The sequence below is a fragment of the Thalassolituus hydrocarboniclasticus genome (assembly GCF_025345565.1).
Taxonomy (GTDB): domain Bacteria; phylum Pseudomonadota; class Gammaproteobacteria; order Pseudomonadales; family Oceanobacteraceae; genus Venatoribacter; species Venatoribacter hydrocarboniclasticus.
Map to the genome: position 1 here is coordinate 2,879,171 of NZ_CP054475.1, position 19,988 is coordinate 2,899,158.

The 19,988-nt window shown below is 50.3% G+C and carries 17 protein-coding genes; 1 reads left to right on the plus strand and 16 read right to left on the minus strand.

The genetic code is table 11. The annotated features are described in order from the left end of the window. Positions 1-223 precede the first annotated feature (223 nt). Complete coding sequence (locus HUF19_RS12895; protein ID WP_260996995.1) at positions 224-2,254, plus strand: motility associated factor glycosyltransferase family protein; 2,031 nt, start codon at positions 224-226, stop codon at positions 2,252-2,254. Positions 2,255-2,297: 43 nt separating this feature from the next. Here the strand turns inward: HUF19_RS12895 and HUF19_RS12900 are convergent, their stop codons facing one another. From HUF19_RS12900 to flgG, 16 genes are all read right to left on the minus strand, one after another. Further along, positions 2,298-3,467, minus strand: coding sequence for a class I SAM-dependent methyltransferase (locus HUF19_RS12900; protein WP_260996996.1), 1,170 nt, complete (start codon positions 3,465-3,467; stop codon positions 2,298-2,300). A gap of 2 nt (positions 3,468-3,469) precedes the next feature. Next, complete coding sequence (locus HUF19_RS12905; protein ID WP_260996997.1) at positions 3,470-4,138, minus strand: PIG-L deacetylase family protein; 669 nt, start codon at positions 4,136-4,138, stop codon at positions 3,470-3,472. 5 nt (positions 4,139-4,143) lie between these two features. Next, positions 4,144-5,175, minus strand: coding sequence for a pseudaminic acid synthase (pseI, locus tag HUF19_RS12910; protein WP_260996998.1), 1,032 nt, complete (start codon positions 5,173-5,175; stop codon positions 4,144-4,146). Continuing rightward, a complete protein-coding gene (locus HUF19_RS12915; protein WP_260996999.1) occupies positions 5,165-5,800 on the minus strand; it encodes an HAD family hydrolase in 636 nt (211 codons plus the stop codon). The genes pseI and HUF19_RS12915 overlap by 11 nt, the downstream gene beginning before the upstream one ends. Then, complete coding sequence (locus HUF19_RS12920) at positions 5,790-6,704, minus strand: ATP-grasp domain-containing protein (protein WP_260997000.1); 915 nt, start codon at positions 6,702-6,704, stop codon at positions 5,790-5,792. Before HUF19_RS12920 ends, HUF19_RS12915 begins: the two co-directional genes overlap by 11 nt. After that, on the minus strand, positions 6,688-8,118 hold the full coding sequence (gene pseG, locus HUF19_RS12925; RefSeq protein WP_260997001.1) for a UDP-2,4-diacetamido-2,4,6-trideoxy-beta-L-altropyranose hydrolase: 1,431 nt from the start codon (positions 8,116-8,118) through the stop codon (positions 6,688-6,690). Before pseG ends, HUF19_RS12920 begins: the two co-directional genes overlap by 17 nt. A 98-nt stretch (positions 8,119-8,216) precedes the next feature. Beyond that, the gene (gene pseF, locus HUF19_RS12930; protein ID WP_260997002.1) at positions 8,217-8,930 is read right to left on the minus strand and encodes a pseudaminic acid cytidylyltransferase; all 714 of its coding nucleotides are present in this window, start codon (positions 8,928-8,930) and stop codon (positions 8,217-8,219) included. Next, a complete protein-coding gene (gene pseC / locus HUF19_RS12935; protein WP_260999508.1) occupies positions 8,927-10,084 on the minus strand; it encodes a UDP-4-amino-4,6-dideoxy-N-acetyl-beta-L-altrosamine transaminase in 1,158 nt (385 codons plus the stop codon). The genes pseF and pseC overlap by 4 nt, the downstream gene beginning before the upstream one ends. A 2-nt stretch (positions 10,085-10,086) precedes the next feature. Then, positions 10,087-11,085, minus strand: coding sequence for a UDP-N-acetylglucosamine 4,6-dehydratase (inverting) (gene pseB, locus HUF19_RS12940; protein ID WP_260997003.1), 999 nt, complete (start codon positions 11,083-11,085; stop codon positions 10,087-10,089). Between the two features lie 53 nt (positions 11,086-11,138). Then, a complete protein-coding gene (gene flgL / locus HUF19_RS12945) occupies positions 11,139-12,377 on the minus strand; it encodes a flagellar hook-associated protein FlgL (RefSeq protein WP_260997004.1) in 1,239 nt (412 codons plus the stop codon). Between the two features lie 20 nt (positions 12,378-12,397). Then, entirely contained in the window at positions 12,398-15,379 is a 2,982-nt protein-coding gene (gene flgK / locus HUF19_RS12950) for a flagellar hook-associated protein FlgK (RefSeq protein WP_260997005.1), read from the minus strand. Beyond that, positions 15,372-16,436: a flagellar assembly peptidoglycan hydrolase FlgJ gene (gene flgJ, locus HUF19_RS12955; RefSeq protein ID WP_260997006.1), complete on the minus strand. Its 1,065-nt coding sequence runs from the start codon at positions 16,434-16,436 to the stop codon at positions 15,372-15,374. Before flgJ ends, flgK begins: the two co-directional genes overlap by 8 nt. Positions 16,437-16,774: 338 nt before the next feature. Beyond that, entirely contained in the window at positions 16,775-17,074 is a 300-nt protein-coding gene (locus HUF19_RS12960; RefSeq protein ID WP_260997007.1) for a hypothetical protein, read from the minus strand. Positions 17,075-17,367: 293 nt separating this feature from the next. Further along, positions 17,368-18,465, minus strand: coding sequence for a flagellar basal body P-ring protein FlgI (locus tag HUF19_RS12965; protein WP_260997008.1), 1,098 nt, complete (start codon positions 18,463-18,465; stop codon positions 17,368-17,370). A 20-nt stretch (positions 18,466-18,485) separates the two neighbouring features. Then, a complete protein-coding gene (gene flgH, locus HUF19_RS12970; RefSeq protein ID WP_260997009.1) occupies positions 18,486-19,184 on the minus strand; it encodes a flagellar basal body L-ring protein FlgH in 699 nt (232 codons plus the stop codon). 10 nt (positions 19,185-19,194) lie between these two features. Further along, positions 19,195-19,980, minus strand: coding sequence for a flagellar basal-body rod protein FlgG (gene flgG / locus HUF19_RS12975; protein WP_260974441.1), 786 nt, complete (start codon positions 19,978-19,980; stop codon positions 19,195-19,197). Positions 19,981-19,988 lie beyond the last annotated feature (8 nt).

Genomic DNA, 19,988 nt, shown 5'->3' on the forward strand with positions numbered 1-19,988 from the left:
ACCCGGCAGGATCTTTAGAATTTTTTTTGCGCCAATATCACGACACAATTCCAACCAGCACGGAATTCTTAAGCGCTTGAAACCATTGAAAATTATTCCGAATGTCAAAAAAACGACAAAAAATCAGCCAGAATAAAAACCGCGACACATCACTCCCGCAGCGATGGCTCCCGGGGCTTCACAGGCATGTATATTGCTTTGTTCAATGAAAAGAGAGGCTTTTATGACGCACCCTGCCGAAATCCGATTCAACAAGAACATCGCTTACCTGCAGCAGCACTACCCCTATCTCTACAATCTGGCGCAGAACACGCCCCTGCGGAAGCTGACACTGGATATGGACGATCATGGCCGGGTCGATATTCACAGCGGTAATGCTTACTTTTATAACGGTGATGCCAGAGCATTCGCCCGGCAAGAAGCCGAACAGTTCAACACGATCGTCGCTCCGGGCAATGCCATCCATGGCCTCAGGCCCCATGGCGCGAACGCCTTTAAGGCACAACGCTATTTCTCCCGCTCAATCACCCGCCTGTACCAGGACACGCCGGTTGATCAGACCGAGGATTACCAGATCCCGGACTTTCTCGCCCTGGTGGCCATCATGGGGATTGGCGCCGGATTCCATATAGAAGAGCTGGTCAACCGGCGGGAAATACTCGCCCTGATTATCTATGAAACCGATCCGGAAGAATTTGTCACCTCCCTGTACTGCATCGACTGGGAAGCCATTTTCCTGAAATTCAGCGAGCGCGGAAAATCCATCCAGCTGGTGATTGGCGACTTTAAGCTGGCCACCGACCAGTATGCGGTACTCTGGAATCAGCTGATTGATCATCCGCCCAGTTTTTCCCTGTGTACCTATTTATATAATCACCGCAACCAGGATAAGTACCGCAAGGTCATCAAAAAAATCCAGAAAGATCTGAAGGTGTATCTCTCGCTCTGGGGTTATTACGACGATGAAATCAATCAGATGAATAATGCCCTGCATAATTTCCGCGCAGGGAACGAACTGCTGCCGCTGGCAGACGAGCAAGCCATGAATTGCCCGGCATTTATCATCGGCTCCGGCCCATCCCTCGATGACCGCATCGAAGATATCCGCAAATATCAGGGCAAAGCCGTGCTCTATTCGGCCGGGACGGCACTGCGCGCATTATACAAACAGGGTATTAAACCGGATTTCCATATCGAAATTGAATCACACTATGAGCCTTTCCGGGTGATCAGTGAAATAAATGACCCGGAATACCTGCAGGACATCACCCTGATCTGCTCGGCTCAGACAACGCCGAAAATTCCGCCGATGTTTGGCAAGGTAATGCTTTTTACCAAAGACTCCACCGCCATTCATGAGCTGACCAAAGACTTAACCGACCAGATCCGTGGCACAACCCCGACCTGTACCAACGCTGCACTGGCCATCTGTTATCACCTGAACCACCAACAGGTATTCCTGTTTGGCACTGACTACGGTTTCCGTAATACCGGTTCACACCACTCCAAGAATTCGATTTATTACAGTGAGCAGCGCTCTGATCTGGTGAAGCAATCCACCAATTACCAGCAACAGGATCTGATTGAGATTGAATCGGTTGATGGCTCACCAATGCAGACAACCATGATTTATAACGCTTCCAGGCGCCGGCTTGAGTCCGATATCAGTTATTTTCTGAAAAACAGAACCATCGAGGTTTATAACTGTGCGAACGGTGCAAAGATCGAAAACGCCCAGCATATGGAAAAATCTCACTTCTGTTCACTGATGGAATCATCGAGCGCGCAAAAAGAAAGCGATCTTCAGCTTATGGAAAACAAGAAAAGAGCTGTCTTTTCACCAGAATTCCTGCAGCAACGGACTGACGAGCTGGAAAGCAATCTGAGAAAGATCGCCGATGACATTCTGAATATGATGGGCAGCGGCCAGAAAAACCTGACGCAGCATTATCAGAATCTGCATATCGTCGGTCAGTATCTGTCGTTTGGCCTGAGCCGCTATGGTGCTCTGCAGTTCCTGATCCGCGGAGCCATCTGGCATTACCTGCATGCCGGTGCTTCAGTTGCACTTAAACTTCAGGATTCACCGGAAAAAATGGCGCAATATATAGAGCTTTGGGAAACCAATTTCCGCCACTTTATTAATACCGTTCCGGATCATGTACATAACGTCGTCAGCAAAGAATTTAACGACTCAGATCCATGGATTCATACCGCGATTGATGATCCGGATTGTCCGGAATATGAACCATAGCCACCGGGCTATGGTTCACAGCTGAACTATTCCAGCATAAGTATTAATAACGATAAGGATAAGTTGCATCGCCATGCCAGCCATAAGCCTGTAATGACTGTGCAATTTCATCATAGAAGGACGACGCGACCACCATAATCCACTGGCTGGCGTCGTCTTTATTCTGAGCAATCCATTCTTCCGCCGGCTGAATCCGGCATTGTTCATAACCGGCAAAAATTCTTTCTGATTTATTCGGGTTACCATCAAGAATAACGTCCGGGACAAAATCCAGAAAACTCATTAATGCCCGGCCGCCGGCACCCGCTCCCCACATTGCAATCTTCCGTCCGGAAATCTGCTCAGCCAGCCGTTGCTTCTGCGCATCAATACCCTGCTGAAAATGACCAATATTCTCTGGTACCGAAAAACTCAGTGCCTGCTCACGGTCACGGGTACAGAAGGCAATAAGGTTGCCAACATCGGATACCTGATATTTCTGAATAAACCAGCCATGCCGGGCCAGCAGAACCTGCAGCGAATGCTTGCAAAACAGACTTACATGCTCAACATGAAAAGGCGCCCGGCTTTCATGTTCGATTGCCCAGTCCAGACCCGGGGTTTCAATAAACATTGCACCGTCGGGATTCAGCAGCATGGACGCCGCAGCGATATAGTCATCAAAGTCAAAGACGTGTTCGATCACATGGCGGCTGTAAATAATATCCACTTTCCGCCCCAGCGCTTCTGCAAATGAGCGATTGAAAAAGCTGTTATAAACGCAAAACCCCTGCCCCTCGGCTTGTTCCCGTGTTTCATCATTTGGCTCGATCCCCAGATACTCCATCTGCGGATACAGTGTGCGAATCTCACTCAGCACCTCTGCAGCAGAACAACCGATTTCCAGCACGCTCTGAAAGCGTTGCTCCTGCCCGGTGACAAATTCCTTAAAAAAGCCGACAAAATCCTGAGTAAATTTTGTTCCTATATGGCCTGGTCGTGGCGTGTAGTAATGCTGTTTATACAGATTTTCCAGCACAGATTTATCGTAATGCCGCTGATAAGCCTGACCGCAATCACAGCATAATCCATATTCAATATCGACCTCAAAAGGTGGCTGCAGTGTTGCACCGACCGGAACCGGGTGCTGATACACCGGAAATTTTTTCAGTGTTAACAGAGTTTCTGACTGTTCGCCGGCACACACCGGGCAGATAGTTTTTTGATCCGTCATACTCAGTTCTCCAGCCAACGTAAAATAGTTAATGCCTCTGCCCGCTCAACCCCCGCACTGGCTCCGCGCATCTGCGCCAGCGCATCGACCGCCTGATAGGAACGATAATGAGGATATGCCCGCATTTCCGCATCGTAACACTGCAGAGCTTCCTGTTTTTTATTCCAGTCCTGCTCACTCAGTGCGATATAGCAATTGGGGTTAAAAGCAGCACTGGCCGGATTCCAGCCGGTTGCGCTCACCACCTCGAAGCTGGCAATTCGCTGCACCGGATGGCCGGGTAAAGGCCGGCAGGCTGTCAGCGTTGCCTCCAGTGCCCGGCGGTGATCAGCATTAAGATCGGCGGCAGAATGAGTCAGTACCGTATCCGGTGCATAAGCAGCAATATGAGGTTCAATTGCCTGCACAATATCCAGCAAAGGAACCTGATCGAGCCGGTTATCGGGAAAGTTCAGCGTTGCCAGAATCTGATGACCCAGCACAGCAGCGGCCGCCTCTGCACCACAGGTTCGCTGGCCGATGCGCTCTTCGCCACCGGCACGCGATGTCTCACCATCAGCCAGAAATAAACAGGCAACGTCTTTGCCTTCCCTGACCCAGCGATGGATTATTCCTCCGGCACCCAGCACTTCATCATCGGCATGGGCGGCGATAATCAGTATCCGTTTCATTCCAGTCATTCCAGAAGCTCCCAGCTCATAGCCGTACCACGCGCAATATCGGCGCGGGCTTTTTTACCGATCACATCAGGTAAATGTTTCGGCTTAAGGCCAAAACCCGGACGAATGACGCGCACATTATCCGCGCTTATACGCTCACCGGCTTTAATATCTTTAACACAATAAACCGAACGTGAATGCTGATTGCCCTGACGGGATGGGGCATCAATAATACGGTCGCTGCCCAGCGCCTGAAATAATGCCCGCGCCTGCACGGCCATCGATTTGAATTCCTCTGGCTCCAGAGAAAACTCCGCATCCGGGCCGCCATCGCTGCGCTGCAGGGTAAAGTGCTTTTCAATAACTCTCGCCCCTAAAGCAACAGCACCAAGTACCGCAGTATTGCCCAGGCTGTGGTCAGATAACCCGGTAATAACCGGTAAAGTGGCCAGGCGCTTAAGAACATTCAGATTCATATCCGCTTCACTGGCCGGGTAACTGCTGATGCAGTGCAGAAATACCAGATCCTGCGCTCCGGCCTGTCTGAGCCAAAGCAGCGTTTCCTGAATTTCATTCCAGTTGCTGACGCCGGTCGATACCAGCACCGGCTTTCCGGTACGGGCAACATGAGCAAGTAATTCAGGGTCCTGTGCCTCAAATGAGGCAATTTTATAGGCTGGGCAGTTAACTTCTTCAAGAATCCGCACGGCTTCTTTATCAAAAGGTGAACTGAACAGGGTTACGCCCTGCTGGCGGGCGTAGCGGAATAACTCCTGCGTCCAGGATTTTGGCGCAGCAATATTTTTATAAAGCTGATAATAACTCTGCCCGGCCCAAAGCGGATCTTTAATAATAAAATCGTCCAGGTCGCAGTCGATGGTCAGGCTGTCGGCATCATAGGTCTGAATTTTTACCGCATCGGCACCGGCATTCATCGCCGCGTCAATAATGGCTTTGGCACGATCCATATCCTGCATATGATTATTGGACATTTCCGCAATAATATAGGGCGGTTGATCGGCACCGATGATCTGATTATTAATGTTCATAGGAATACTCAAACCGGTAATAGTCGATGCCCGCATTACGGGCAAAGCCGCCGTCTGTTGCCGGAGAATCTCCGACATACAGCGGATGGCTGAACTGGTAATCTGCAAGCAATCTGTCCCATGCCCAGCGGGAAGGCTTCAGTTGCTCCGGATTGTACTTATCACAATAGACCACTTTGCTGGCCAGAGAGTCCAGGCCGAGGCACTTAACTTTATGCTGCTGCAGTGCGGTATGCCCGTTGGTTACGATAAACAAAGGCCGCCCCTGTAAGTTAGCCCTGATCTGTGCAATCAGGTTATTTTTGCTGACGAAGGCCGGTCGCTCATCACGGTAAAACTCAATCGCCCGGCTGACAATATCCGGACTGAGATTAAAACCGGCGAAGACGTCATCGAAAAGATGGGGGTAGGTAGGTCCTAATCGTAATTTTTCGGCGGACATTTTTCTGGCCAGTCCGGAAACCGCCTCTCCCTGTTGCCCGAGCCAGTGCTCCAGCGCAGTAAAGATGCAATGGTCGTACTCCGCCTGCGCGTACAGGGTATTATCAAGATCAAACAACCATTCCTGATAAGGCTCCAAATGGATAAATAACTGCCTGATATTATCGGCAAGATCAGTAGACATACTCACTCCAGTAACGGCAGAAGGTTTTTTCGGAGAGAGTAAATGCCGGTGGTTGTTCATCATTCAGCCAGAGACGGATAGCAGCATCGGCCAAATCAGCGCCGGCCAGTATGGTAAACATCAGACTTCCGGATAAGCGCGGATTAATTTCGATCAGCTTAGGTCCTGCATCTGTCAGCATAATCTGAATATTCACCAGCCCGCGGAAATTCAGCTTCTTACTGACAGCGGTCACCAATTCAAGTACCTGCGGATTCTGATCAATACGGCCAATCGTCGATACACCGGCTGCCAGAAGACGCTGACGGGCAACCGCAGACAACAGTGCCGACTCCTTACCGAACAGACAATCCACGGTGTACTCAACGCCTTTAAGCTGCTGCTGCAGAATCCCCTGCTCTTTCGCAGAAAGAACCGAAAAAACAGCGTCATCATCAACCAGCATTACGCCTTTTCCGCCACGACCGTTACGCGGCTTATATATCGCCGGAACGCCAATGGCCCGCGGAGCAATGGCTAAATCATTCTGCTCACAGAACGTCTGAAAATTCAGTTTATCCAGACAAATTTTCATACTCTGATCAGCAGACAGCATTATTTTGCTCTTCTGAATCTGTCCGGCTCCGGCATTGACAATCGCCAGCAATTCTTCATCGATAAAGGGCAGGAAAAGATCACAACGATCAAGCTGCTTTGCCAGAAACGGAAGATAACCACTGTCTGTCGCCATGGGCGAAAGTACAAACTCATCGCACATAGCCGCCCCCAAAGGCGCGGCATACTCATTGGCATCCATTCCTATAATGTAATAGCCCTTTGAGCGCAGATGCTGTACCAGCGAGGCGGCGGCAGGTGAGGCGGCAGCGCTGATCAGAATACGGGGTTTATTACTGATATCTGACATACATTTCTTTTCCTGATGGCCGGAATCCGGCACGGCGAAAACTGCGGCGCGACGCATAATTGCCATTTTTTATAGCCGCATATAAACGGCGTTCTGAATGCACAGAGGCACAAAGATTCAGGGCGCTTGCAGCCAGACCAAGTCCCTGAAACCTGTGCGTTACAAGTACCGATATTTCAGCATCCCGGCGATTATGAATATCCAGACGGATATAACCCGCCGCCATTCCGCACAGCATGATCTTATAAAGAATAACGCTGCGGCTGGGTAAAACCTTGAGATACCATGAGCGGTGATCAGACCAGACCGGTACCTGTGGATTACGGAAAAATCGTCTGGCACCAGGCTCTTTCTGCCACTGATAAAACAGCGTGCAATCCTGTGGCCGTGCTGCTGTTAGCTGCAAATCCTGGCGGCTTTTAAGCAACATCTCCCGCACAATGCGCTCTGCCCCACAGCCATCAAATAATGCAGCTGCACACTGACTCATATGCTGTAACTGCTGTGGATTTTTCAGAACGTCAGCCAGTGCAGGAAGGTCAAGCTTTGCTGAACAGGTAAAATCACCGATATTGACTGCCATTCCCGCACTGACCGCAGCCTGTGCCGTCGCCTGCTGATTATCCGCGATGACAACCAGCGCTGTTGGTAAACCACGGCTTGCTCTCTCCCAGGTTGAACTGCCACCGGCACCAATTGCCAGATCGACGCTGTCATAGAGTGTGCACATATCCTGACAATAAGATTGCAATTGCACTGCGAAGGGGTAATACCCTGCGGTTATTTTTTCTGCGATCTGCGTATGGGAAACCGAACACTGATTGACCAGAACAACCAGCTGCAGATTCAGGCGTTGCGCCAGAGGCATCAATTGCTCAACGATATCAGCGCTGTAACCCGGTAAATCAGCACCACCAAGGTTAATCAGGATTTTCAGCTGACTATGTCCTGAGTAAATACGGTTCACTTTTTTGCGCATAAATTCCGGGCGCAGCAAAGAAAAACGGGCACCCGTCAAGATCCGGCAAGTGCTGTCAGTCCAGACGGAATAAGCCTCTGCATCGGCGGCCAGATTCTGATCCAGTAACAGATCACTCTGATGCTGCCGGTGCGGCCAGTCATCCAGAGCAAGCAAACGACAACCAGTGCTTTTAAGCGCAGACTGCCACTCCGCATTCAGTTCATAATGATCAACAATAACCCAATGGGGTTGCCATAATCCTGCGGGCTGCAGCGTAAGCTTTGCATCTTCTGCAATGGCTTCAGCAGAAGAAAGCTCAGCCCCCGGAATCAGATCAACCGCAAAACCATAGCGGCTGATTAACGCCTGAGCGTGCCCCGGTAATTCGCGGCAGATAAACCGGCATTCAGCTCCGGCTTTGGCTAAAGCAGCGGCCAGAGTCAGACAGCGCATGATGTGACCATGACCTATGGCCTCAGAAGCATCGGCCCTGATTAATACTCTCATACGGCTCGTAACAGGCGTACTCATCGGCGGATTCATCAGCGTATTTAACCCTGCGTTCCGGAAAATGCCTGCATTTCCTGCATGGCACGGAACAGGTACTCAGCTCTCTGCCAGTCTTCTTCCGTATCAATGTCCTGTACCCGATAGCGGGGAATAACCAGTGGCACAGAATCGGTGGAAAAGATCATTTTTTCCTGCAGCCAGGCATCTGCTGTTCCCCAGTAAAACTGCGCGGCATCATGATAAGCCTCTTCAAGTTCCTGCGAGCGCTTAACAAACAACTCCGGATTAAACATCTCGCCCCGCCCGGAAGGCAGAATCCTGAGGGCACGCTGTACAGGCGAGGGAAAACTGGCAACAGGAAACACATAACTGACGCTGCTGTCGCGTAAAACAGTCTCCGCCTGCTGAATATCAGCGGCAGAAATAAAAGGCGCTGCAGCATAAATACAGCAGACCTGTTCCGGCTCTTCACCCTGTTGCTTAAGCCAGTTAATCGCATGAGCCACAACCGGAATGGTCGCCGCCTGATCCGTTGCCAACTCCGCCGGGCGGGTAAAAGGCACTTCGGCACCAAGACTCCTGGCTACAGCCGCGATTTCTGCATCATCGGTCGACACAATAATTCGATCAAAGCAGCCACTGGCACGCGCTGCCTCAACAGACCAGGCCATAATCGGTTTGCCAAAAAATGGCCGGATATTTTTTTTAGCAATGCGCTTACTGCCACCACGGGCAGGAATTACAGCTACCTTCATAGCAATGCATCCGTAACGGCCTGAACAACGGAATCCTGTTGTTCTTCTGTCAGTGTATGATACATAGGCAGACTGATCGCCTGCTGGTAATAGCGCTCCGCCTGAGGAAAGTCTCCGTTGCAAAACCCCATGGCCTGATAAAATGGCTGCAAATGCACCGGTATATAGTGCAGGTTCACTCCTATACCCTGCTCGCGCAGTGCTTCAAATATCTGTCGATGAGTCTTGTTGATATTTTCCAACTGCAATCGGATCACGTACAGGTGCAACCCGGAATAACCGTCGGGGTTTTGCCAGGGCGTTGTTAGCGGCAGATCAGCCAATAATTTGTTGTAACGATGTGCCAGTTCGTGCCGGCGTGCAACAAACTGGTCAAGCCGCTGCATCTGACTGACTCCCAGAGCAGCCTGTAACTCAGTCATACGATAGTTAAAACCGAGTGCTATCTGCTGATAATACCAGGGACCATCCGGCTCTCTGGTCATGTGCGCCGGATCACGGGTAATACCGTGGCTGCGCAGCAGCATTAATTTTTCTGCCAGTACAGATGAATTGGTCAGCGCGGCACCGCCTTCTGCGGTTGTGATTATTTTTACCGGATGGAAACTAAAAACCGTAATATCACTGTAACGGCCACTGCCGATTGGCTGATTCTGGTATTGCCCACCAATTGCATGGGATGCATCTTCAATAACCCGGAAGCCATAACGTTCGGCCAGCCGGTTTATTGCAGCCATATCACAGGGTTGACCACAGAGGTGAACAGCCACCACTACTTTGGGCAGCATGCCCTTTTGCTCTGCCTGAATCAGTTTCTGTTCAAGCGCGAGCGGACACAGGTTGTATGTTTTTTCATCGATATCGACAAAATCAACCTGAGCACCACAATATAAAGCACAATTGGCCGAAGCAACGAAGGTCACCGGCGATGTCCAGACATAGTCACCTGGGCCAACATCCAGTGCCAGACAAGCAAGATGCAACGCCGAAGTCGCACTGTTAACCGCCACTGCATAAGCAGCACCGGTATAATCAGTTAATGCTTTTTCAAACAGAGGCACCTGAGGCCCCTGAGTCAGAAAATCTGATTGTAAAACATCAACAACAGCATCTATGTCCTGCTGATTAATATCCTGACGGCCATATGGAATCATTATCAAAGGTTTCCGATTTTATCCCGGTGTTGATCAATCCAGTCAGAGAGTTCCTCATCCGTCATCCATTCCTGGTTATTATCGCTGGCATAGACAAAACCTTCAGGAACTTTAACGCCATTTTTAATCCGGCTTGGGCAGTGATCCCAGTCGTTGATTGCCGGTAAAATTTTAAAGTGCTCGTCATACTCATAGGTATGGTAAGAATCTTCAACGCCAATCATCTGTTCATGCAATTTTTCACCCGGGCGAATGCCAACGAACTCGATATCGGCTTCCGGTGCTACTACTCTGGCAATGTCAGTGACTTTCATGGACGGAATTTTTTTGACATAGATTTCACCGCCAACCATATCTTCAAAGGCATGCCACACCAGTTTGACCGCTTCATCCAGAGAAATCATAAAGCGTGTCATGCGCTCGTCGGTAACCGGCAGGACACCCTTGTCCCGGATAGACATAAAGAATGGAATCACTGAGCCACGGGAACCCATTACGTTGCCATACCGGACCACGGAAAACCGTGTGCCATGCTCACCAGAGTAGGAATTGGATGCGACAAATAATTTATCGGATGCAAGCTTGGTCGCACCGTATAAATTAATCGGCGAACTGGCTTTATCGGTCGACAGAGCGACACAGCCTTTAATATCATGATCGATACAGGCATCAATGACATTCATTGCGCCATTAATATTGGTCTTGATGCATTCAAAGGGGTTGTATTCAGCGGTTGGTACAATTTTCGTCGCAGCGGCATGAATCACATAATCAACACCATCCAGCGCCCGGTATAACCGGTCTTTATCCCGCACATCACCGATAAAAAACCGTACCCGCTTGTCACCGGCAAACATCTTTGCCATTTCCCATTGTTTCATTTCATCACGGGAAAAGATGATGATCTTTTTCGGGTTATATTTTTCCAGAGTCATCGGCACAAAAGCATGGCCAAACGACCCCGTTCCTCCGGTGACAAGCAATACCTTGTTATCAAACATTATGACTCTCCTGGAACGCCATAGCGGAACCGGTGACTATAAGTACCAAGCTACTACAGCTGATTGAACAATGACAACCTTGAGATGGTGGTATAGCTTTGCTGCGCCGCTTCCAACAGAAAGCTCTGCAGTGACAGGCGGCTTACCGCCTCAGCAAAATCAACATCCGACAGTTTTGACAGTACTTCTTTGTTAACCAGACCGACATCCGCCGACAGATTGCGGGTGTTATCCACAACATTCAGCCGGGCACCTACCTGACTGCGGATTTCAGACACCGATGACTGAGCAAACGCCAGATTGGTGAGGGTATCTTCAATAAGAATATCCAGAGTTTCCGAATCCACCACATTATCTTCCAGCGTATTCAGGCCAGCGGTCAGGCGGAAGATAGTGTCAGTGATACTCTGCTTGGGCGTCGACTTAGCCAGTACTTCATCACCCGGCTCAGGGTCGCCATTGAGGGTAATCGTAATACCGGCAACCACCACATCGGTACCCGGGCTGTATGCCTGATTGCTCATACCTTCGACAACCCGGTTATCGGAAGCACGGCGAACGGTGTAATTCGGCCCTGCAGGAGTAATGGAGGATTCCGGATTAAACGTAATAATCAGGTCATCAGGGTAAAAATCTGCATATTTTTCCTCATCAACAACAAATCCCGGACTGATACGCATGGTGCCTTTGTTGAGAGGATTTAACTCAGTGGTAAAGGTATTCTTAGATGCTTCCACATCAACAAAAAGACTTTTACCGTTGTCCCCGGTTGCAACATTAGTGGACGCTCCAATAGTGAGAAAACGTTGTCCTTCATCACCTTTGTAGTCATAGCGTCCGCTGTCATTTTTAACAAAGGGAGCGTCCCCCCCCTTAAAACCAGCGAATACATATTCACCATTGGCATCACGGGTATTAAATAAATCAACCAGAGCTTCCTGAATCTGATACACCTCGGCGGCGATCGCCTGCCGATCGGTAAGGGTCAGAGAACCGCCACCGGCTTTAACCGTCAGTTCTTTCAGACGGGTCAGGTTATCGGTAACCGAGCCCAGAGTTGCGTCTTCCAGTTTCAGGCGGTTATCGGCCGCAGTCATATTGCGGTTGTACTGATCCCGCAATGCCTGATCCTGCTGCAGCTGCAGAATTTTGGTTGCGGCAATAGGATCGTCTGCCGGTGTCAGTACACGCCGGCCACTGGAAACCTGTTGCTGGGTTTTATTGACCGCCGACTGATTATCAAGAATGCCATTAAGCCCGGTATTAAAACTCTGCAATGTTGCGATACGCATAAGTAATCTCCTGGCAAACCTTAGCGGAAAGTCGAAATCAAGGTATCAAAAATACTGCGTGCTACCTGAATTACCTGCGCACTGGCGTTATAAGCCAGTTCGTACTTAATCAGGGCTGCGGCCTCTTCATCGAGGTTCACGCCGGACAGACTGGTTACTGCCCCCTCAGAATTCCGTAACAGTACTTCACTGGAATCGCGGTTAATCTGCGCTCGACTGGTAACTGAACCAATTTCTTCCACCAAGCGGGAATAGGATTCCGAATAGCTGGTATTTCCGGCCACCGTGTCTTCATTCTGCAGTGCAGCCAGAGCCACACCATTACGGCTGTCTGAAGTTCCGTCGGTATTAAATCCAACGGTAAATTCGTCACCACTTTGTGCCAGACCACTGATTTCAACATCGAAACCAAAATGCACTGGTTCGCCCACCGGATTCTCGGCGAACAAATTATTACCCGGCGGCTCGATATCCAGACTGTAACCGGGATCGGCAATCACTTTGATCTGTCCACCCATGGATATTTTCGATGAGCCATGAACACCGGTAGCATTCATCGGCAGGCGCGGCTGAAAGCTGATGGTGCCGCGCTCATCAATATCCACATCCAGATTGCCGGAGAAGGTAAAACCGGCATTTTCCAGCTGGGTACGGATGGCATCGACGACTTCAACACCCGTTGCATAGGTGTCTGTCAGTTCAATGTTAAAGGTGCCCTGTCCCGGAACATCAAATTCGTAGGTGTAAGGACCACCCTCACTGAAGTCATAGCCATCGTACTCAGTCAGTGGCGTAAATGGCGCTTCGCCGGTTTCACGCAAGATAATGTCCTGGCCGTTACTGACGCTGAAACCATCGCCGTTATCTCCGGATATCTCCAGATTGACGTCATCACCATTCAGTGCCGTTATAACCACTTTGCTGCCATCACTGCGCGCGACAATACCCAGGTCCTGCAGATCACGGTTACTGTTAATACGGTCGGCAATAAAATCTGGTGTTACCGGGTCGGGTACTTCTTGCGGGTAACTGGCATCGTACTTGGTCTGATTCGGGCCAAGGGTATCGGTCAGAACAATTCCGTTCAGACTGAACGTCATCGGCTGAAAAGGATTCGCATCACCGCTGAAATCACTCAGCTCAACCGTTGTCCGCGCCAGAGCTTCAATCCCCTCGCGCTTACTTAATTGCTCGGCAATTTCTCTGGCAGAAGCATTCGCTTTGGTAATCAGCGTGGGTTGTGTTGTTACTTTGCCACTGACCGGATCGGTATGACTTATAACAATACGCTCCGGGAAAAAGCCATTCTGAGGCAATATATTAGCCGCCGGTGGTGGCGCCTGATAGGTTGTATTAACCGGCAGGTAACCACCAAAGCTGGTAAAGGCTGTTTTGCCTTCATCGGCGGGCAGAATTGAGTTGCTGATACCCGGTACGTAAGTCTGATTCATTAATGGCGGGAACAGCGGAATCGGTTTACCCGGGTCGGTGTTATCCAGCACATCGTAAGTTGTCGGTGAGGTAAACCGGATCAGCAGTGGCGGTGTCAGCTCACCTTCACGGGAAAAATACGGAGTATTAATGTCATACACTCCGCCCTGAGAAATGGCTGCATTACCACGATTACCAATAGCCGAGTCGGTCACGATAGGGGACGCAACCGCAACCTGTTCAGGGCGGGTAATATTAACCTTAATTTTGCTGGATTCGTTACGGGTCGGCATAATGCGGAAATCATCGCCAGCCTGAAAGCTGCCGTCTTCAAAACGGATTTCAAAACCATCGACTTCTACAGAATCCGGAAAACTGCCCGTCAGTGCTCCGCTGCTGACGATTTTATCGTCATCCAGGCGTTTAATGCGGTAGGTGTAATCATCAGGGCCGGGAAATTCCACCTGATATTCACTGATGGTTAACGCTCCGGCATCTTTAATATGCACACTGAGCAGACGATCATTGGGCCGGGCATTCTGACTATCACCCAACACGCGGTTATAGGTTTTTTCCGGCGTATTTATATCGGTAAAAAAGTTTTCACCCATTTTACCGTCGTAATCGATGCCCAGCTTATGCTGTTCATTAAAGGTCTGATTAATCACCAGAGCCAGACGACCGAGACCATTCAGTACCGGATCCAGAACTTCATTACGGAATTCGAGTGTTCCGCCCAGCTGACCACCAACAATCTCGTCAGTGACATTCTGAATAACATCACCTTTGCGGAAATACAGATCTGAACGTGACGGATCAGAACCACCGGCATCGGTAAATACTTCGTTGTAATCATTACCAATAACCAGCGCCTGACCATTACCGATAAAGACGTTCCAGACCGAATCGTCCTGCTCAACTACGTTGACCTTAACCAGCTCGGACAGATCCTTAACCAGTTTGTCACGGGCATCCAGTAAATCGCTGGGTTCGATACCATTGGCCGATGCGGTGGCAAACTGAATCTGCTCATTCAGCTCTGCAATGCCTTCGGCGATGGTAGTAATCTGCCCGACCATCACTTCCATCTGACCATTAATAATTTCGTTCTGCGCGTACAGACGATCACTGATAGAAGTAAAACGATCAACCAGACCATTACTCTCCGATACCAGAACCGCACGCCCCGGCAACGACGACGGATCATCCACCACGGCCTGCAGGGCAGAAAACATACGCTCCAGCCCCGGCTGCACACCGGTGCCGGAATCTGCAAGTAAGCTGTCGATCTGTTCTGCGTTTAAAGCCAGCGTATCAAAGCCATTAAAGGTCGAGGTATCACGCCAGAGTTGCTCAGTCAGAAACTGATCATAAACACGGTTAACCGTATCGACATTAACGCCTGAACCGACCCAGACACCGCCTTTATTCTGCGGACTGACGGCACTCTGGCCGATCACCTGGCGGCTGTAGCCCTCTGTGCCGGCATTGGTAATATTATGGCCGGTGATGGTCAATGCCGTCTGACTGGCGCGCAGACCGGAAATACCAATTTCAAGAATACTAGCCATCGTTGCGGCCTCCGCTCAGTGCTGCGTCGGCACGCAGTTGTTCGAGAGCGGAATTCAGTGTGCTGCTTTGTGATATACGCTGAATTTTCGCTCCGTATTGTGGATCGGTGGCATAACCGGCCTGCTGCAGGGCATAGCCATAATGCCCGGCGCCCAGGTTCTGACCGATAGCCTGCTGATAACGTTCAGCACCCTGCAGGAAGTTGGCATAATCACGAACGCCTTCTTCCATCGACGAATAAGAACGAAATGGTGCCCGCTCTTTTACGGCCAGGCCGTCGCGGTATTCATGGGTAATCACATCCACACGCTCACCCTGCCAGCGGCTGTCCGCTTTAATACCAAAGAAATTAAAACTGTTACGACCCTGATCATCACTGATCATGTATTTTCCCCAACCGGTTTCCAGTGCGGCCTGAGCAACGATGGCTTTTGGCTCAACACCCAGTTCAGCGCCGACTTTTTCGGCCAGCGGATAAAGAGCGGCAACGAACTCTGCCGGAGTGGCAAACTGTTGCCCTTTATTACCGCTGCCGCTGGCTGCCGCAGCAACTGAATCTGAACTGCCGGTAACCGCAGACTGAGCCCGAGGGCGAAGCTGATGCAATTCAGCATCAACGGCATCCATCGTTGCGTTGAGCGCCGTAACATGAGAAGGAGCAACCATCGATAACGGAGAGCGGGCGCGACGATCAAATAACTTACCCTGATCCAGCTGCTGGGCGTCATTTTTGTTGTCACCGTAATTGGTCATCAGCTGACGATAGATAACCTGCGAAAGCCCCATGCCCTGCTGGCCGGAGAGCGACAGCGCCATCTGATCATCATACATTTTGCGGTAGAAATCGGTTTCCGGAGAATTGAACATCGAGTCTTCTTCGAACACTTTATTGGCGTCACGCATAGACGACATCATCATGTTCAGAAACATCGATTCAAACTGCTTGGCAACTTCCATCAGCGCGGCGTTTTTATCGTCTTTACCCAGTGTACGGATATCCTGAATAGCATTCAGGTCGGTATAAATATGGGCGCTCTGTGGTTGTGTCTGGATCATGGCAATCTCCTTTGTCAGGGAAACTGCAAGATGCTTGCCACTATTACCAGTGGGAGTTCGCGGTGTATTTCCGCATCAGCGATTTTATTGGTGGGAAAAAGCGTAAGCTCTGCATGGAAATACAACGATATCAGCAAAGCTACCACGCAGAGCGTGGGAGCCAGATGTGAACAGACTAAAAGGCGTAAGCTCTGCGTGAAAATACAACGATGTCAGCAAAGCTACCACGCAGAGCGTGGGAGCCAGATGTGAACAGACTAAAAGGCATAAGCTCTGCGTGAAAATACAACGATGTCAGCACAAGCTGGCACGCAGAGCGTGGGAGCCAGATCTATGCTTCAGTGTGGCAACTGTTGGTACTGGGAAAGCTTTTTCTTGCCGCTCTGGCGGCTGGCGATGCCTTTCTGCTCCTGCTGCAGATCTTCCAGCAGCAGCTGTTCTTCCTGCAGTAAATTTTCCAGAAATAACTGCTGCTCGTTGGTCATATCAATCAGCTCACTGATCTGGGAAAACCACTGCTGTAATAACTCATTACGCCGCTGAATCCGTTCATCGACCCCCTCTCGAACCCCCTGACGAATCAGCGAACGGAGCTCCAGAGACAGGCTTTTTACCTGCTCAAACAATTCAGCACTCATATTCGTGTTCTCTTATGTTTATTAGGGCCTGTTAACACTAATTAAACAGGTCTGTTATCGGCCAAAAATTCCTCAGACAAGGCGCTGAGAGTGTTGCCTAACGGGTTAAGCAAACGAACAGCAACGCAGGATGAGGGATTTTTAGCCATAACCCTTCGGGCTGAGGCCAGTTTTCCCCATTAACGTCGTCGTTCGTCATTCATTTAGCCCGCTAATATCACTCCTCTCTCCTTGTTCTGAGAAAAACTGGCTCTCAGCAGGCCCGATTCACTTAGTGTTAACAGGCCCTAGTATCAGATAACAATCAATTCAGCCTTTAACGCACCGGCCTGCTTCATTGCTTCAAGAATAGCCATTAAATCACCGGGCGCAGCCCCTACTTCATTCACGGCTTTCACAATACTGTCGAGGGATACACCGGGACCAAATTTAAACATACGGCTATCACCACCGTTGTCGATATTAATATTGGTCTGCGGCACCACCACGGTTTCGCCATCGGCGAGGGCATTGGGCTGAGCAACCTGAAAATCTTCGGTAATGGTTACCACCAGGCTGCCGTGGGTAACCGCCACCGGCTCAATCATCACATTCTGGCCGATAACAATAGTACCGGTGCGGGAATTAATAATAACCTTGGCCCGCTCTTTACCGGTTTCAATTTCCAGATTTTCAATAATGGATAAATAACTGACGCGCTGACTGGTATCGCGCGGCGCACTGACACGGATTGAGGTTGCATCCAGTGCTTCAGCGGTGCCTGGTCCGAGTAAGTTATTAATGCGTTCAACCATAGCCCGTGCGGTAGTAAAGTCCGGCTGATCGAGGTTAAAAATAAGGCTGTCGCCACGGGAAAAATTGCTGGGTACAGTTTGCTCCACAGAAGCACCGTTAGGAATACGGCCAACACTGGGTACATTTACGGTAATTTTTGAACCATCGTTACCTTCAGCGCCAAAACCACCCACCACCAGATTCCCCTGAGCAACCGCATAGATATTACCGTCAGCACCTTTCAGCGGCGTAAACATCAGTGCGCCACCACGCAGGCTTTTGGCATTACCTAATGAAGCAACGGTAACATCCACCCGCTGTCCGGGCTTGGCAAAGGCCGGTAATTCTGCAGTAACCGATACCGCCGCCACATTCTTTAATTTCGGATCGACGCCGGCCGGCAAAGTAATGCCGAATTCGGCCATCATGTTGCGGAAAGTCTGAGTGGTGAACGGTGCTTTATCACCGGTCCCATCCAGCCCCACCACCAGACCGTAACCCACCAGCTGGTTGGTACGCACACCGGAAATACTGGTGATATCTTTAATACGTTCAGCCTGTACGGCCGGTGTCAGAACAACCGACACCACAAACAGACAACTCAGAAAACGTAACATCGTTTTTCTCCTCGGCCGGCTTACAGTGGCCACCAGGGCGAATTAAGAATGCGGTCAAACCAACCCTGCTTGGTCGCATTATTCAGATTGCCACGACCACCAAAGGAAATACGGGCATCAGCCACTTTACTTGATGAAACGGTATTATCTGGCGTTATATCCTGCGGCCGGATCAGACCACTGATGCGGATATATTCTTCCCCTTCACTCAGGGTCAGCCATTTTTCACCGCGGATACGTAAAATACCGTTAGGCATAATTTCCGCGACCGAAACCGAAATCTGGCCACTCAGACTGTTAGAGCGGTCAGCTTCACCTTTGCCGTTAAATTTACGGTCAGCCGAGGTATCAGAATCCAGCCCCAGATTTTTCCAGCCGGGCACTGTACCCATCACACTGTTAGGCACAATGCTGTTACTGGAGGTTTTATCCGATTTGGTTTGCGCCGATTTTGATGACTGATACTGCTCATCAAAAATCACCGTAATAATATCGCCGACCCGACGCGCCTGCTGGTCGGTGTACAGGCCAAAACTGTAGCGCGCCTGAAATAAAGAACCATTGGCCATTGGTGGTGGCTGCAGACTTTCAGCCGAAACCGGCGCGTAATCCGGATCATCGGGGTACACTTCAGGCTCCAAAGGCACGGAAGTACAGGCCTGCAACAGGGAGAGCATCGCCAGCATCAGGGTTGTACGGGATAAAAACTGCGTATTCATAACAACCTCCTTACACGTTCTGCGTCAGGAACTGCAGCATCTGATCGGCGGCGGATACGACCTTCGAATTCATTTCGTAGGAACGCTGCACGGTAATCATTTTTACCAGCTCTTCCACCACTTCAACGTTAGAGTTTTCCAGTGCTCCCTGCTCTACCGTACCAAAGCCTTCTTCATTCGGTACGCCTACCTGCGGCGCGCCACTGGCGGCGGTTTCGTAAAACACATTACCGCCCACCGCCTGCAGGCCCGCCGGATTAATAAAATCGACGGTTTCAATCTGGCCCAGCTCCTGCGGCGTCGGATCACCAAACAGGGTGGCCTGCACGATACCGTCTTTACTGACCGTGAGCTGGTTGGTCTGCTCCGGAATGGTGATCTGCGGTTCCAGCGGATAACCGTTCACGTTCACCACCACCCCTTCATTGTTGATATGAAAGGTACCGTCACGGGTATAACCAATGGTGCCGTCCGGCATCGCGATCTGGAAAAAACCACGACCGTTAATCGCCATATCCAGCGGCTGATCAGTCAGCTGCAGGGAGCCGGTGGTGAAAATCTTTTGCGTACCGGCGGTACGTACACCGGTACCCAGCTGCAGGCCTGAAGGCAAACGGCTGTCGGCCGAGGAATTGGCGCCGGGCTGACGCTGAATCTGGTAGAGCAGATCCTCAAATACCGCGCGGTCTTTTTTAAAGCCGGTGGTGGATACGTTGGCCAGGTTGTTAGATACCGTGGTCAGTGCCAGGTCCTGTGCTTCCAGTCCGGTTTTACTTACCCAAAGTGCATTTAACATAGGTCAGC

Bases quoted from the DNA above. Each gene is read 5' to 3' on its own strand.
- HUF19_RS12915 (WP_260996999.1), bottom strand. From the start codon at position 5,800: ATGTCTACTGATCTTGCCGATAATATCAGGCAGTTATTTATCCATTTG.
- HUF19_RS12900 (WP_260996996.1), bottom strand. From the start codon at position 3,467: ATGACGGATCAAAAAACTATCTGCCCGGTGTGTGCCGGCGAACAGTCA.
- flgH (WP_260997009.1), bottom strand. From the start codon at position 19,184: ATGAATACGCAGTTTTTATCCCGTACAACCCTGATGCTGGCGATGCTC.
- flgG (WP_260974441.1), bottom strand. From the start codon at position 19,980: ATGTTAAATGCACTTTGGGTAAGTAAAACCGGACTGGAAGCACAGGAC.
- HUF19_RS12965 (WP_260997008.1), bottom strand. From the start codon at position 18,465: ATGTTACGTTTTCTGAGTTGTCTGTTTGTGGTGTCGGTTGTTCTGACA.
- pseG (WP_260997001.1), bottom strand. From the start codon at position 8,118: ATGCGCTGTCTGACTCTGGCCGCTGCTTTAGCCAAAGCCGGAGCTGAA.
- flgL (WP_260997004.1), bottom strand. From the start codon at position 12,377: ATGCGTATCGCAACATTGCAGAGTTTTAATACCGGGCTTAATGGCATT.
- HUF19_RS12905 (WP_260996997.1), bottom strand. From the start codon at position 4,138: ATGAAACGGATACTGATTATCGCCGCCCATGCCGATGATGAAGTGCTG.
- HUF19_RS12960 (WP_260997007.1), bottom strand. From the start codon at position 17,074: ATGAGTGCTGAATTGTTTGAGCAGGTAAAAAGCCTGTCTCTGGAGCTC.
- pseI (WP_260996998.1), bottom strand. From the start codon at position 5,175: ATGAACATTAATAATCAGATCATCGGTGCCGATCAACCGCCCTATATT.
- HUF19_RS12920 (WP_260997000.1), bottom strand. From the start codon at position 6,704: ATGTCAGATATCAGTAATAAACCCCGTATTCTGATCAGCGCTGCCGCC.
- pseB (WP_260997003.1), bottom strand. From the start codon at position 11,085: ATGTTTGATAACAAGGTATTGCTTGTCACCGGAGGAACGGGGTCGTTT.
- pseC (WP_260999508.1), bottom strand. From the start codon at position 10,084: ATGATTCCATATGGCCGTCAGGATATTAATCAGCAGGACATAGATGCT.
- flgK (WP_260997005.1), bottom strand. From the start codon at position 15,379: ATGGCTAGTATTCTTGAAATTGGTATTTCCGGTCTGCGCGCCAGTCAG.
- HUF19_RS12895 (WP_260996995.1), top strand. From the start codon at position 224: ATGACGCACCCTGCCGAAATCCGATTCAACAAGAACATCGCTTACCTG.
- flgJ (WP_260997006.1), bottom strand. From the start codon at position 16,436: ATGATCCAGACACAACCACAGAGCGCCCATATTTATACCGACCTGAAT.
- pseF (WP_260997002.1), bottom strand. From the start codon at position 8,930: ATGAAGGTAGCTGTAATTCCTGCCCGTGGTGGCAGTAAGCGCATTGCT.